Origin of the sequence: Streptomyces gilvosporeus, assembly GCF_002082195.1 — a bacterium.
Taxonomy (GTDB): domain Bacteria; phylum Actinomycetota; class Actinomycetes; order Streptomycetales; family Streptomycetaceae; genus Streptomyces; species Streptomyces gilvosporeus.
Genome location: NZ_CP020569.1, coordinates 4,902,788 through 4,915,430, shown reverse-complemented (window position 1 = coordinate 4,915,430; position 12,643 = coordinate 4,902,788). Strand labels below are relative to the sequence as shown.

Here is a 12,643-nt window from a genome sequence, read left to right as displayed (position 1 = left end):
ACAGTAACAAACCGGACAATTTGCAACGCGAAGCGATATCACGTCGAACCGTCGGGCGCGGCCCCGGTAGCCTGGTGGGGTGATTGACCTTCGCCTGCTCCGTGAGGACCCCGACCGTGTGCGCGCCTCCCAGCGCGCCCGTGGAGAGGACGTCGCCCTCGTCGACGCGCTTCTCTCCGCCGACGAGCGGCGCAGGTCGTCCGGCGTCCGCTTCGACGAGCTGCGCGCCGAGCAGAAGGCGCTCGGCAAGCTCATCCCCAAGGCCGCCGGGGACGAGAAGGCCGTCCTGCTGAAGAAGGCCGGCGAGCTGGCCGCCGCCGTCAAGGCCGCCGACGCCGCGCAGGACGAGGCCAAGGAAGAGACCCAGCAGCTGCTGCGCAAGCTCGGCAACCTGGTCCACCCGGACGTGCCCGTCGGCGGCGAGGAGGACTTCACGGTCCTCGAGACGCACGGCACCATCCGCGACTTCGCCGCCGAGGGCTTCGAGCCCAAGGACCACCTGGAGATCGGCCAGGCGCTCGGCGCCATCGACGTCGAACGCGCGGCGAAGGTCTCCGGCTCGCGCTTCTACTACCTGACGGGCATCGGCGCGCTGCTGGAGCTCGCCCTCGTCAACGCCGCCATCGCACAGGCCACCGAGGCCGGTTTCATCCCCATGCTGACCCCGGCGCTGGTGCGTCCGGACGCCATGGAGGGCACCGGCTTCCTCGGCCAGGCCGCCGAGAACGTCTACCACCTGGAGAAGGACGACTACTACCTGGTCGGCACCTCCGAGGTCCCGCTCGCCGGCTACCACATGGACGAGATCCTCGACGGAGACCGCCTCCCGCTGCGCTACGCCGGCTTCTCCCCGTGCTTCCGCCGCGAGGCCGGCACATACGGCAAGGACACCCGCGGCATCTTCCGGGTCCACCAGTTCGACAAGGTGGAGATGTTCTCCTACGTCGCCCCGGAGGACGCCCAGGCCGAGCACCAGCGCCTGCTGGACTGGGAAAAGCAGTGGCTGAACGCCCTGGAGCTGCCGTTCCAGGTGATCGACGTCGCCACCGGTGACCTCGGCGCCTCGGCCTCCCGCAAGTTCGACTGCGAGGCGTGGATCCCCACCCAGGGCAAGTACCGCGAGCTGACCTCGGCCTCCAACTGCGACGAGTTCCAGGCGCGGCGGCTGTCGATCCGGCTGCGCGACACCGAGGACGGCAAGTCCAAGGTCCGCCCGCTGGCGACGCTGAACGGCACGCTGTGCGCCGTACCGCGCACCATCGTCGCGCTCTTCGAGAACCACCAGCAGGCGGACGGCTCGGTGCGCGTCCCCGAGATCCTGCGCCCCTACCTGGGCGGCCGCGAGCGCCTCGAGCCCGTCGCCCGGTGAGCGCACCGCCCACGCCCTACCAGCTCATCGCCACGGACCTCGACGGGACGCTGCTGCGCCACGACGAGACCGTCTCCGAGCGCACCCGTGCGGCGCTCGCCGCGGCCACCGCGGCGGGCGCGGCGCATATCGTCGTCACCGGCCGCTCGGTGCCCTGGACCCGGCACATCCTCGACGCCCTGGACTACCGGGGCCTGGCGGTGTGCGGCCAGGGCGCGCAGCTCTACCACGCCGGCGAGCACCGGCTGCTGACCTCCGTCACGCTCGACCGGCAGCTGGCGGGCCTAGCGCTGGCCAAGATCGAGGCGGAGACCGGTCCGCTGTATCTGGCGGCGAGCCGCGACGGCCTGGAGGGCGAGGTGCTGGTCGGCCCCGGCTACCGCGTCCAGGACGGCCCGCTGCCGAGCAGCCTGATCGACGATCCGGCCGAGCTGTGGACCGCCCCGCTCAACAAGCTCTACCTCCAGCACCCGAGCCTGGACGACGACTCGCTGGCCCGGACGGCCCGCGAGGTCGCCGGGGATCTGGTGGGCGTCGTGGTCGCCGGGCCCGGCATCGTCGAACTGCTGCCGCTGGGCCTGACCAAGGCCACCGGTCTGTCGCTGGCCGCCCGCCGTCTCGGCGTCAAGGCCGCCGGCACGATCGCCTTCGGCGATATGCCCAACGACATAGCGATGTTCGGCTGGTCCGCCCACGGGGTGGCGATGGCCAACGCCCATGACGAGCTGAAGGCCGTCGCGGACGAGGTCACCGCCTCCAACGAGGAGGACGGAATCGCGGTCGTGCTGGAGCGGCTCTACCCGTCCTGACGGCGGCTGTCGGGGTCCAGGGCGGCGCGCGGGTCCGGGGCGGCGCGCGCCCCGTCCTGGTCCGCCCCGTCCGCGTCGTCGTCCTCGTCCTCCTCCTCGTCCGGCGCCGCCCGTCCCGCCGGCGTCAGCGGCCATGCCACCAGCCCCAGGACCAGGGAGATGGCATGCCCGAAGTCGGTGAAGGTCGCCCCGGTCAGCAGCGGGACGCCGAAGAAGAGCAGCACGCCGAGGAGCCAGCCGTAGCACCAGGGCGAGCGCAGCCGGTAGGTCAGCACCCCGGCGGCGGCCGCCAGCCCGTAGGAGACCCCGATGTCCACGACATGGGTCATCGACCGGGGCAGCCGGTGGCCCTCGATGGCCAGCAGGACGAGTTCCTGGCTGGCGAGCGTGGCGGCGCAGTGCGCGACGCCGACGATCAGCAGCCAGCGCCAGGTGCCCAGCCAGCGCTCCACATTGGCGTGCAGCAGCTCGAACATCACCACATAGAGCAGGTACGACCCCGGGCGCTCGATCCAGAAACCGCTCATGAGCAGCGCCGGCACCGGATGCTCGTTCAGCTCGTGGATATTGCTGCTGGTGCGGTGCAGGAGGAACTCGCCCAGCCCCTCGGAGGCCGAGGCGACGACCAGGCTGGTGATGCCGATGATCAGCAGCCAGATGTGGGTGCCGGGGGCGCTGCGTACCCAGGCCCGCACCCAGGCCACCGAGCGGCGCACGGCGTCGGCGGGCCGTTGCAGGCACCGGCCGGGGAGTACGGGTTTCATCTGCGGCGCCCGGGGACGACGGGACGGACGGCGGGGCGGGGCGCCGGTCGGGTGGCGGATCCGGGAGCCGGTCGGGTGGGCAGGAACGGTCCGGCGCCCTTGATGTGCCGGATCCGCGGCGCGCTCTCCATCGTCCGTACGCCGGGCAGCGCCGCGACCCGCGTCGTCAGATAGGTGTAGAGCGCCGCGACGTCCTCGGCCACCACGGACGCGAAGACGTTGTTCGGCCCGGTGGTGGCGCCCGCGAAGGCGACCTCCGGATGGGCCGCCAGCGCCGCCCCGGTGGCGGCCAGCGCGGCGGGTTCGACCGACAGCCACAGGGCGACCATCACGCCGTACCCGACGAGCCTCGGGTCGTAGTCCACGTCGTAGTACAGGACGCCGTGCCCGCGCAGCTCGGCCAGCCGACGGCGGACGGTGGTGGGCGACCAGCCGGTGACGGCGGCCAGTTCGGCCAGCGGGGTACGGGCGTCGCGGCCCAGCGCCTCGAACAGCCGGCGGTCGGCGTCGCCCAGCGCGACCGGTGCGGACACCGGATCCGGCGGCGGCGGGCTCAGCAGGGCGATCTGCTCGTCGCTCAGCACCCCCGACTTGCTGACCAGGCCCTGCGGGCCGCCGTAGAACTGGTGCAGCAGACAGTGCGCGGTGACCCCGACGACGCTGGGCGTCCGCGGCAGCTTCTCCAGCAGCAGCTGATCGGAGTGCTCGCCGCTCGCCCCGCGGCAGAGCGCGCCGATCTCCGTACCGCCGGACATCAGGCCCACCCAGCTGGTGTCCGCGCGGCGGGCGATCGCCTCGGCGACGGGCACCGCGGCATCCGGCGTGCACTGCACCCGCACCAGCCAGTCGACCTCGCCCAGCTCCTGTGTACCGGCCAGCCCCACGACGCGCACCGCCCCGCTGCCGCGGTGGCGGGTGTAGCGGCGGGCAACGGTCTGGTCCGAGACGCCGAGCGCGGCGGCGATGCGGCTGAAGGGCGCCCGGCCGTCCAGCTGGAGGGCGTGCAGCAACTGCCGGTCGAGGGCGTCGAACCCGGTGGCGGGGCCGACGGCCTTCGTGTCGGTTTTCACCGTTCGAGGCTAGCGCGCGTCGGATTGCGCCGCCCTGAGAACGGTGGCTGGGAGTCCGCCGATTGGGCGGCGGACGGTGGGCCGGTCCCTGCCGCCGTACTGAGGAAGAAGGAAACGGGACGTGACTGTGCACAAGAAGTGGTGGCCGCTGGCCGCCGTCTCCCTCGGCAATGTCCTGCTGCTGGTCGATGTGACGATCGTGGTCAGCGCGCTGCCCCGGATGGCCGACGGCCTGGGCGCCTCGTTCTCCGCCCTCCAGTGGGTGATGGACGGCTATGCGCTGGCGATGGCCGCGCTGCTGATGGCTGCGGGCTCGGCCGCGGACCGTTTCGGGCGGCGCCGGCTGTACCTGGCGGGGCTGGCCCTTTTCGCGCTCGCCTCGCTGGCCTGCGGGCTGGCCCCGGGCGCCGGGACCCTGATCGCGGCCCGTGCCGCCCAGGGCGTCGGCGCGGCGGCGATGTTGGCCACCAACACCCCGCTGCTGATGGCCGCCTACCGGGGCCGCGACCGCGGCATCGCCTTCGGCATCTGGGGCGGCACCAGCGGCGCCGCCACCGCGATCGGCCCGGTCCTGGGCGGACTGCTCACCGAGCATCTGAACTGGCGGGCGATCTTCCTGGTCAACCTGCCGCTGACCGCCGTCGCCGGATACCTGACGGTCCGCCATCTCCGCGAGTCCCACGGCGACCGGGGGACCCGTATCGATGTGCCGGGTGCCCTGGCCTTCACGCTGTCCGCGAGCGCGCTGACGTACGGGCTGATGCGCGGCGGCGAACGCGGCTGGGCGGAGAACGGCACCCTGACCTGGCTCGCGGTCGCGGCGGTCGCGCTGGTCGTCTTCGTCCTCGTCGAGCGGCGGATGCCACAGCCCCTGCTGGACCTGCGGCTGCTGCGCCGCCCCTCGTTCGCGGCCCTGATGGCGGCGGCCCTACTGCTCCAGGCGGCGGCCTTCCCCTATCTGACGTTCGTGGGGCTGTGGGTGCAGAACGTGCTGGGCCTGACCCCGGTGCAGGCGGGGCTGGCGGCGCTGCCGATGGCCCTGATGTCGCTGCTGGTCGGCGTGCTCGGCGGCCGGGCGCTCCAGCGGCTCGCCCCGCAACTCCCGCTGGGCATCGGCCTGTTGCTGATCGGCGCGGGTGCGCTGCTGGACAGCGCGCTGCTCGGCGCGGACGCGGGCTGGGCCACGATGATCCCGGGGCTCGCGGTGAGCGGAGTCGGCGTCGGCGCGGCCATGCCGGTGCTGGCCCCGGCGGCCCTGGGTGCGGCGCCGCCGCAGCGCGCGGGCATGGCCAGCGGCGCGGTGAACACCTTCCGCCAACTGGGCTTCGCCCTCGGCATCGCGGCCCTCGGCACCCTCTTCACCCACGCCCTGCACGGCCTCACCCCGGGCGCCCCGCTACCGGCCGTCCGCGCCGCCTATGCGACGGGCCTGACGCGCCTCACCCTGACCTCCGGGCTGGTGGCGGTGGCGGCGGGGCTGATGGTGCTGATGGTGGTTCGGGGGACGGGGAGTACGGGTCCGGTCGCCGCGGGCGGCCGCGCTCGTAGCCGCCTTCGTGGCCGCCCTCGCCACCGTCAAGCGCCATCCCCCACGACACACGTACGGGCGAACGGCCCCACGGACCTCCCGTGACCGGCCGCCCGACGGCAGCATCGCGTCAAGTCCCGTCCACAGTTCGTCAATGATGCGTCAGCGGGCGCGGGACGCCGCGTCGAGCGGGAATAGCGTCGGCAGAGCCGAGCCCCGGCGGCCGCGTCACCTTCCGGACCGGGGCCGCCGATGTGCTGTCGAGGAGCGACGCCGTGTCCCACCCCCACCCGCTGTACGCGGAAGACCCCGAACCCTCCGATCGTCTCCCGGCCGGGCCTTTGTTCGTCCCCGTCCGGTCGGGCCCCGCGGGCTGCACCGCCCGCCTGTTCCGCACCCCGCGCGGCGGCCGTATCGCCGTCGCCTTCACCTCGCCCCAACGGCTGGCGGCGGCCCTCGGCAGCGGCCAGCCCTGGGTGCGGCTCGCCGAACCCGCCCTGCGCGCCCTGGCCGAACCGGTCGGCGCGACCGGCCTGGCCGTCGATCCCCGGTTCACCCCGGAGATCCCGCCCCTGCAAGCCGTCTGAGGGGCAGCCGATCATGAGTCACACCCTCGGCCGGACCCGGACCGCTCTCCCGCAGCCCGCCGTCCCCGGTCCCGCCGCGCCCCCACATTCCCCGCCGGCCCTCTGGCCCGGGTCCACCACCCCCCTGCCGGACGACGATCTCGCCGTCGGCGGCGTCCCCCTCACCGAGCTCGCCGACCGCTTCGGCACCCCCGCCTACGTCCTGGACGAGGATGAGGTCCGCCACCGCTGCCGCGCCTATCTGCGGGCCTTCCCCGACACCGACATCTACTACGCGGCCAAGGCGTTCCTGTGCCGCGCCATGGCGCACTGGGTCCAGGAGGAGGGCCTGGGCCTGGACGTCTGCTCGGCCGGCGAGCTCGAACTGGCCGTCACCACCGGCTTCCCGCCCGAGCGGATCGTGCTGCACGGCAACGCCAAGAGCCCGGAGGACCTGCGCAGTGCGCTGCGGCTCGGCGTCGGGCGGATCGTCATCGACAGCACCTCGGAGATAGCCCGGCTGGCCGCCGCGGTCCCCGTCGGCAACCGGCAGAAGGTGCTGATCCGGGTCGTACCGGGGATCGCCGCGGGCGGCCACGCCAAGATCCGTACCGGAACCGAAGGGCAGAAGTTCGGGCTGTCGCTGGCGGACGGTTCCGCCCAGCACGCCATCACCCGCGTACTGGGCCAGCCGCGCCTCCAACTGGTGGGTCTGCACTGTCACTTGGGGTCGCAGATCACCACCGTCAAGCCGTATCTGTCGGCGGTGCGGCGACTGGTCGGGCTGCTGGCCCGCATCCACGACCAGCACGGCCTCGCGCTGCCCGAACTGGACCTCGGCGGCGGCCACGGCATCGCCTACCGCCCCGGGGAACCCGCCCTCGACCCCGTCGGCCTCGGCGTCAAGATCCGCGCCGAGCTGGCCGGCAGTTGTGCGGCGGCCGGACTGCCGGTCCCCCGCCTGGCCATCGAACCGGGCCGCGCCATCGCGGGACCCTCCGGAATCGCCCTCTACCGGGTGCTGGCCGTCAAGCAGACCGGCGGGCACACCTTCGTGGCGGTGGACGGCGGTATGAGCGACAACCCGCGGCCCGCGCTCTACGGGGTGCGCTACGCGCCCCGGCTGGTCGGCCGCCGCTCGCTCGCCGCACCGGCGGCGGTCACGGTCGTCGGCCGCCACTGCGAGGCCGGCGACATCCTCGCCTCCGACGTCCCCCTCCCGAGCGACCTCCGCCCCGGCGACCTCCTGGCCGTACCCGTGGCGGGCGCTTACCACCTCTCCATGGCCTCGGGCTACAACCTGGTCGGCCGCCCTCCGGTCGTCGCGGTCACCGGCGGCCACGCCCGGCTCCTGGTGCGCCGGGAGTCCCTGGCGGACATCCAGGGGCGGGATGTGGGGCTCTAACGGAGGGGGCTCCAACAGAGCGGACGGCGCGACGGGCCCGTCGCAGCGGCCCTGGACGGCACGCGTCCGGGGCCGCGGCCCCGGACGGCGCCCCGCCGGGTCGGCGCACGGCGCGGCCCGGTGGATACCGGGCATCACGGCATCATCCGCTCCCCTCATCGGCGGCACGACAGGGGGGCGGCCCCCGTGACGCGGCCCGCTGGCCTACGGTGCCCCCATGAGCGCTGTTCGACGCACCGTTCGCCGGTCCGGGCCGCGGCTGCCCCGCGGGGGCCGGCTGCTTCTTGTTGCCGTGTTGTGCGTGCTGGTCGTCCTTGCCGTGCTGTTCGTGCCGCGGCTGCTGCGCGGACCGCAGCCCGAGGCGCAGCTGACCGTGCCGGAGGGCCGGCGCGCGGCACAGGTCTACGCCGCCGCGGACAAGGCGCTGCATCTCCCCGAGGGCACCAGCGCGAAGGCCGCCAGGACCGCGCATCTGCACCTGCCGGCCGAGGCGAAGGGCAATCCGGAGGGCTACCTCTTCCCGGCCACCTATCCGATCCGCGAGGACACCACCCCGGCGTCGCTGCTCGCCTACATGGTCGACACCGCCCGCCAGCATCTGGCCGACGACCGCATCGCCGCCTACCGGACGGTGGTGATCGCCAGCATCGTGCAGGCCGAGGCGGACCGGCCGGCCGACATGGGCAAGGTCGCCCGGGTCATCGACAACCGGCTCGCCAGGAACATGCCGCTCCAGATGGACTCGACCATCAACTACGCACTCGGCCGCAGCACCCTCCACACCAGCCACGCCGACACCAGGACTACCAGCCCGTACAACACCTACCGGCACCCGGGCCTGCCGCCCACCCCGATCGACAATCCCGGGGCGGATGCGCTGAAGGCGGCGGGCGCGCCGCCCGAGGGCGACTGGCTGTACTTCGTCACCGTCACACCGGGCGACACCCGCTTCACCGCGGACTATCGCGAGCATCAGCGCAACGTCCGGGACTTCAATGCGCACCAGAAGAACGGCGGTGGCACCGGCCAGGCTCAGGGCGGCTGAGCACGCGGCCTCATATCACTCCGCTCCCATCGCCCCTCTCCGGTCACCCCTCTTCCCTCACTCCTCTCCGGCCAGCGTCAGCGACTTCAGCCGGCGCCCGGCGTACCAGGTGGACCCGACCGTCACGACCGCCAGCAGGCAGAGGGCGAGCGGGAGTTGGACATCGGAGGTGAGCGCGCCCTCCGCGCCGACCTTCTGGCCGACCGCCAGCGCCCACTGCTGGACGCTGAGGGTCCGGGCGCCGGGGACCAGCGTCCCGAAGAACGCCTCCCAGACCAGGGCGTAGACCAGCCCGAAGACCACCGCATGGCGGGTGATCGTGCCGAGCAGGAGGAAGAACGCGCTGTAGGCGACCGAGGCCACGGCCGCCGCCACCGCGTAGGCGACGGCTATCTGCTGGCTGTTGCCGTTCAGCACGAAGCCGGCGAGCAGGACGGGCACGGCGGAGAAGGTGACCGTGACGCCGGTCGCGACCAGGAGTTTGGTGAAGATGATCGTCGACCGCCGCACCGGCTTGGACAGGAGATAGACCACCGAGCCGTCGTCGATCTCGGGGCCGATCGCGCCCGTACCGGCGATCACGCCGATCAGCGGCACCATCGTGCCCAGTGCGAAACCGCCCAGGACCCCGCTCGCGGTGGTGTCGTCGGCACCGGCCAGCGCGCGGATGGCGACGGCGATGATCACCAGGAGTGCGGGCAGCGCGAAGAGAATCAACGCACGGCGCCGGCCCAGCAGGGCGCGGTAGGTGAGCCGCGCGACGGTGGGGTGGAACAGTGCGGCCCGGGGCGCGCCGGCGGGCGCGGGCGGGGCCGCCGGAGTGGTCGTGGACATGGCGACGGTGCTCCTTTCCGGCCTCAGGCCGCTACGAGGTAGGAGAAGACGGATTCCAGCGATTCGTCGGACGGCGAGACCGTCAGCAGCCGGATGCCGTGCTCGCGGGCGACCCGCGGCAGGAGTGCGGTGAACCGGCCGAAGTCGACGGCCTGGATGCGCAACGCGCCCTCGGCGAGGTCCACTTCGATGCCGGACGTGGACGGATCGGCGATCAGCGCACCGGCCAGCGCGCGGTCGTTGTCGGACCGGACGAGATAGCGGTGCGGGCGGTCGGTCATCAGCCGGCGGATCTTGCGGAAGTCACCGGATGCGGCATGCCGTCCGGCCACCACCACCTCGATATGCGAGGCGAGTTGCTCGACCTCTTCGAGGATGTGCGAGGAGAACAGAACCGTGCGCCCCTCGTCACCCATCCGCCGCAGCAGCTCCATCAGCTGCATGCGCTGCCGGGGGTCCATGCCGTTGAACGGCTCGTCCAGCAGCAGTACGGAGGGGTCGTGGACCAGCGCGGACGCCATTTTCACCCGCTGCCGCATGCCCTTGCTGTACGTCGATATCTTGCGGTCCTGGGCGTACTCCATCTGCACCGTGGCCAGGGCCCGGGCCGCCTCGGCCCGGCCCAGCCCGTGCAACTCGGCGTTGGCCAGGACGAATTCGCGTCCGGTGAGGAAGTCGTACATCGCCTCGCGCTCGGGGACGATGCCGATGTGGCGGTAGCTGTCGGCGTTGCGCCAGATCGTGCTGCCGTCGAGGGTGACGGTGCCGTTGGAGGGGGCGAGGAAGCCGCCCATCATGTTGATGAGGGTGGACTTCCCGGCGCCGTTGGGGCCGAGCAGGCCGGTCACTCCGGGCGCGATGGTCATCGAAATGTCGTTGACGGCAACGACGTTTCCGAACCAGCGGGAGACGTGGTCGATGGTGACAGTGCTCATGGGCGCAGCCCATTCCTTGAGGGGTGGTGGTCGGGCGACGGGCGGGCAGTCACAGGCCGGCCTTCCGGTAGCGGAGCGTCAGCAGGGCGTAGGAGCCCGCGATGGCTGTCAGCGTGACGAGGAGATAGACGGCTCCGGCGGCGGTCGACGGCGCCAGGTGGTCGGGGAACGAGCTCGTCCCGCCGAGGAACGTCGCCTGCACTCCGTCGATGAGGGTGATGGGGGAGAAGAGCCCCAGCCAGCCGACGGCGGTCTCGCTGCCCTGGATGGCGGCGATGCCCTGGACGGCGCTGACGGCCCCGTAGGGAATGGTCAGTACGGCGATCACGGCGGCGACGCCGAAGCCGCGGCGGGGCGTGAGCGCCGAGACGACCAGGCCGATTCCGGCGAAGAGGAGGGAGAGCAGCGCGACGGACACCAGGCCCTGCCCCAGCCCCTTGGTCTGGTCGAGGAAGTCCAGCTTGGCCAGCAGCGCACCGGTGTAAAGGACCAGAAGGGGCGCCGCGGTCAGGATGAACAGGGCGCTCGCCATGGCCGCGAATTTCGCCGTCACATAGTCGCCGCGCTCGATGGGGCGGGAGAAATACAGCGGGACGGTCTTGAAACGCAGATCGCGGGACACGGACTGCGGGGCCTGGGCGGCCAGATAGAGACCGATGACGGCCTGGAGATAGATGGCGTAGTGGGTGTAGGAGACCGGCAGGCTGCTCGCCTTGGTGAACACCGCCACCGCGACCATGATCGCCGCGGGCAGGCACATCACCGCGAAGAGCAGCATCGGCAGCACCTTGGTCCTGGCCGAGCGGCCGAGTCCGTAGGCGCCGCGCAGGCTCTGTGAGAAGAGCGACCGGCGGGCGTAGGAACGGCCCAGGCGGGGACCGTCGTAATGGCGGTAGCCGATGTTGTGGATCAAGGCCCCGCCGGCGGTGGCGGAGAAGGCGGCCTGCGGTGCGGGGGCCGCGGGCGCGGGGGGCGAGGAGTCAGTCGGCATCGGAGGCGCCTCCTTCCTGAGGGGCGTACGGGGCATACGGGGCGCCGGGGGCACCGGCGGCGGAGGGCCTGACGACGGCGGAGGTGACGGGCGGTGCGGCGGCAGCCATGGCCGCGCCCGCGGCTCTGTGTGCCTCCCCGTTCGCCTCCGCGTCTGCGTCCGCGTCCGCGTCGCGGAAGACCTCCGCTATCCGGTGCCGGCGCTGTTCCATCCGGATCAGCCCCAGGCCCAGCTCGGCAACCGTGTCCCGTACGAGATCGTGGGTCTCCTCGCCGGACGCCTCGACGTAGAGCACATGGCCCGAGGAGGCCAGGCCCTCGGTCCCGGCGGCGTCGCTGACCACGGCTCCGGCCGCGACCAGTGCCGCGCGCAGCGCCGCGGTGCCGTCCGGGCAGCGGTCGGTGTCCGTGACCTCGACCGCCAGCGAAGCCGTGGCCTGGGTGAACTCCTCCGTGGACGAGGACCGCAGCAGCTTGCCGCCGTCGATGACGACGACATGGTCACAGGTGCGCTCCAGCTCACCGAGCAGGTGGGAGGTCACCAGGACGGAGATCCCGAAGTCGGTGTGGACGCGGCGGATCAGGCCGAGCATCTCATCCCGGCCGACCGGGTCCAGACCGTTGGTCGGCTCGTCGAGGAACACCAGCTGAGGGTCGTGCACCAGCGCCTGAGCCAGCTTCACCCGCTGCTTCATACCGGTCGAGTAGCCGCCCATGGGGCGGTAACGCTCCTCGTAGAGGCCGACATGACGCAGGGTGTCCGCGGTCCGCTCGCGGGCGGCCGTCGGCGGCAGGCCGGACATCCGGGCCATATGCACCACGAACTCGGTGGCCGAGACGTCCGGCGGCAGGCAGTCGTGCTCGGGCATATAGCCGACCCGCTCGCGGATGGCCGCACCGTCCTTGGTCACGTCCAGGCCGAGGACGTGCGCGGTCCCCTCGGTGGCCGGGGCCAGGCCGAGAAGGATCTTGATCAGGGTGGATTTTCCGGCCCCGTTGGCACCCACCAGGCCCGTCACGCCGGGGCCGATGTCAACGGAGAGCCGGTCCAAAGCGGTCACCCGGGGGAACCGCTTGCTCAGGCTTTCGGTCACGATCACAGTCACGCCTTCGACGGTAGAGGCGGGCCGCCCGCCGGTCGTCAACCCAGACGGTGGTCTCTGCCCTCCCCTCACGTACCTCTCCGGTACGAGGAACCCTTAGGGGTCGTCATGCCTGGAGGGGACCCGGCCTCAGGGTCGCGTCACACCACGGGCCGACCGGCCGCGTCCGGGCCCGCCCGTCCCGCCCCCTGACCAGCCCCTGACGCACCTCGTGCCCACGCCCCT

The 12,643-nt window shown here is 72.5% G+C and carries 12 protein-coding genes; 6 read left to right on the top strand and 6 right to left on the bottom strand.

Translation table 11 applies throughout. From position 1 onward, the window contains the following. Nucleotides 1-79 precede the first annotated feature (79 nt). The gene (serS, locus tag B1H19_RS21880) at nucleotides 80-1,369 is read left to right on the top strand and encodes a serine--tRNA ligase (protein ID WP_083106503.1); all 1,290 of its coding nucleotides are present in this window, start codon (nucleotides 80-82) and stop codon (nucleotides 1,367-1,369) included. Further along, on the top strand, nucleotides 1,366-2,178 hold the full coding sequence (locus tag B1H19_RS21875; protein ID WP_083106502.1) for an HAD family hydrolase: 813 nt from the start codon (nucleotides 1,366-1,368) through the stop codon (nucleotides 2,176-2,178). The genes serS and B1H19_RS21875 overlap by 4 nt, the downstream gene beginning before the upstream one ends. Here the strand turns inward: B1H19_RS21875 and B1H19_RS21870 are convergent. Both B1H19_RS21870 and B1H19_RS21865 read right to left on the bottom strand, forming a co-directional pair. After that, entirely contained in the window at nucleotides 2,166-2,942 is a 777-nt protein-coding gene (locus B1H19_RS21870) for a rhomboid-like protein (RefSeq protein WP_237289446.1), read from the bottom strand. The genes B1H19_RS21875 and B1H19_RS21870 overlap by 13 nt on opposite strands. Beyond that, complete coding sequence (locus B1H19_RS21865) at nucleotides 2,939-4,012, bottom strand: Lrp/AsnC family transcriptional regulator (RefSeq protein ID WP_083106501.1); 1,074 nt, start codon at nucleotides 4,010-4,012, stop codon at nucleotides 2,939-2,941. Before B1H19_RS21865 ends, B1H19_RS21870 begins: the two co-directional genes overlap by 4 nt. A gap of 127 nt (nucleotides 4,013-4,139) precedes the next feature. Here B1H19_RS21865 and B1H19_RS21860 point away from each other — a divergent pair, with 127 nt between their 5' ends. From B1H19_RS21860 to mltG, 4 genes are all read left to right on the top strand, one after another. Beyond that, nucleotides 4,140-5,645 carry an MFS transporter gene (locus B1H19_RS21860; protein WP_083106500.1) on the top strand — a complete coding sequence of 502 codons (1,506 nt, stop codon included), beginning with the start codon at nucleotides 4,140-4,142 and terminating at the stop codon, nucleotides 5,643-5,645. A gap of 170 nt (nucleotides 5,646-5,815) precedes the next feature. Continuing rightward, nucleotides 5,816-6,127: an SAV_915 family protein gene (locus tag B1H19_RS21855; protein WP_083106499.1), complete on the top strand. Its 312-nt coding sequence runs from the start codon at nucleotides 5,816-5,818 to the stop codon at nucleotides 6,125-6,127. 13 nt (nucleotides 6,128-6,140) lie between these two features. Further along, a complete protein-coding gene (gene lysA, locus B1H19_RS21850; protein WP_083106498.1) occupies nucleotides 6,141-7,511 on the top strand; it encodes a diaminopimelate decarboxylase in 1,371 nt (456 codons plus the stop codon). A 217-nt stretch (nucleotides 7,512-7,728) separates the two neighbouring features. Next, a complete protein-coding gene (mltG, locus tag B1H19_RS21845; protein ID WP_083106497.1) occupies nucleotides 7,729-8,556 on the top strand; it encodes an endolytic transglycosylase MltG in 828 nt (275 codons plus the stop codon). Nucleotides 8,557-8,613: 57 nt separating this feature from the next. Here the strand turns inward: mltG and B1H19_RS21840 are convergent, their stop codons facing one another. The 4 genes from B1H19_RS21840 to B1H19_RS21825 all read right to left on the bottom strand — a co-directional run bounded on the left by B1H19_RS21840 (nucleotide 8,614) and on the right by B1H19_RS21825 (nucleotide 12,415). Next, nucleotides 8,614-9,333 carry an ABC transporter permease gene (locus tag B1H19_RS21840; protein WP_083109790.1) on the bottom strand — a complete coding sequence of 240 codons (720 nt, stop codon included), beginning with the start codon at nucleotides 9,331-9,333 and terminating at the stop codon, nucleotides 8,614-8,616. Nucleotides 9,334-9,413: 80 nt separating this feature from the next. Beyond that, on the bottom strand, nucleotides 9,414-10,325 hold the full coding sequence (locus B1H19_RS21835; RefSeq protein ID WP_083106496.1) for an ABC transporter ATP-binding protein: 912 nt from the start codon (nucleotides 10,323-10,325) through the stop codon (nucleotides 9,414-9,416). Between the two features lie 49 nt (nucleotides 10,326-10,374). Beyond that, on the bottom strand, nucleotides 10,375-11,316 hold the full coding sequence (locus tag B1H19_RS21830) for an ABC transporter permease (RefSeq protein ID WP_083106495.1): 942 nt from the start codon (nucleotides 11,314-11,316) through the stop codon (nucleotides 10,375-10,377). After that, complete coding sequence (locus B1H19_RS21825) at nucleotides 11,306-12,415, bottom strand: ABC transporter ATP-binding protein (RefSeq protein ID WP_237289864.1); 1,110 nt, start codon at nucleotides 12,413-12,415, stop codon at nucleotides 11,306-11,308. Before B1H19_RS21825 ends, B1H19_RS21830 begins: the two co-directional genes overlap by 11 nt. Nucleotides 12,416-12,643: the final 228 nt, after the last annotated feature.

Excerpts from the sequence above, each read along its gene's own strand:
- B1H19_RS21870 (WP_237289446.1), bottom strand. The coding sequence starts at position 2,942 with ATGAAACCCGTACTCCCCGGCCGGTGCCTGCAACGGCCCGCCGACGCC.
- lysA (WP_083106498.1), top strand. The coding sequence starts at position 6,141 with ATGAGTCACACCCTCGGCCGGACCCGGACCGCTCTCCCGCAGCCCGCC.
- mltG (WP_083106497.1), top strand. The coding sequence starts at position 7,729 with ATGAGCGCTGTTCGACGCACCGTTCGCCGGTCCGGGCCGCGGCTGCCC.
- B1H19_RS21835 (WP_083106496.1), bottom strand. The coding sequence starts at position 10,325 with ATGAGCACTGTCACCATCGACCACGTCTCCCGCTGGTTCGGAAACGTC.
- B1H19_RS21830 (WP_083106495.1), bottom strand. The coding sequence starts at position 11,316 with ATGCCGACTGACTCCTCGCCCCCCGCGCCCGCGGCCCCCGCACCGCAG.